The following is a 604-nucleotide window of genomic DNA, read 5'->3' as shown; positions in this document are numbered from 1 at the left end:
CCCTCGAGCACCCGGCCCTCGTAGAGCAGCAGCGGCACGCCGGCGTCGTCCCAGTCCCAGTCCACGCCGCCCGAGGTCTTCAGGATCGGCACCGACTGGCGCGCGGCCTCTTCCAGCGCGGCGTCGACGTGCCAGTTCACCGGATGGCTGCGCAGGCGCACCAGCGCCTCGCCGCCGGCGGTGAGGCGCTTGAGCATCTCCATGTAGCCCGCGCCGTTGCGCCCGGCGGCGAGCGCGGAGACGGTGAGCGTGGCGAGCCGGCGCTTGCGCTGTGCGGCGGAGAGCATCTCGTCGCCGGTGAAGATGTCGCGCGAGACGTTCACCGGGGCGAGCTCGGTCCATTCGGAGCCGGTGACACCCACCGGCGGCCAGGCATAAACGGTGGTCGGCATCAGAAGGTGCCCTTCTTGGTGGCCTGCTTCATCGCCGCGGCCCGGGCGGCACCCTGCTGCGCGATGCCCGGGGCGGCGCGCTGCACCCTTCCGTCGGCGATGCGGCTCACCGCGGTCTGGAAGTTGCCGTTGGCGTCGAAGGACGAGGTGACATGCAGGGCGATCTCCGGGGCTGCCGCCGCCCCGCCCTGCGCGAGCCCGCCGAGCCGGTG

General features: G+C 73.2%; 2 protein-coding genes. Both read right to left on the bottom strand.

Annotated features, from left to right (window positions below):
* Positions 1–392, bottom strand: a 392-nt coding sequence (locus tag D3P35_RS25945) for a hypothetical protein (protein ID WP_157982364.1), incomplete at its 3' end; no start/stop codon positions are given.
* Positions 392–604: hypothetical protein (locus tag D3P35_RS25940; protein WP_157982363.1), on the bottom strand; the 213-nt coding region annotated here is incomplete at its 5' end. The genes D3P35_RS25945 and D3P35_RS25940, both read right to left, overlap by 1 nt.

This window comes from Oceanicella sp. SM1341 (assembly GCF_003448965.1).
GTDB lineage: Bacteria > Pseudomonadota > Alphaproteobacteria > Rhodobacterales > Rhodobacteraceae > Paroceanicella.
The sequence above is the reverse complement of the archived record's forward strand: the minus strand, read 5'-3'. Positions and strand labels throughout refer to the sequence as shown.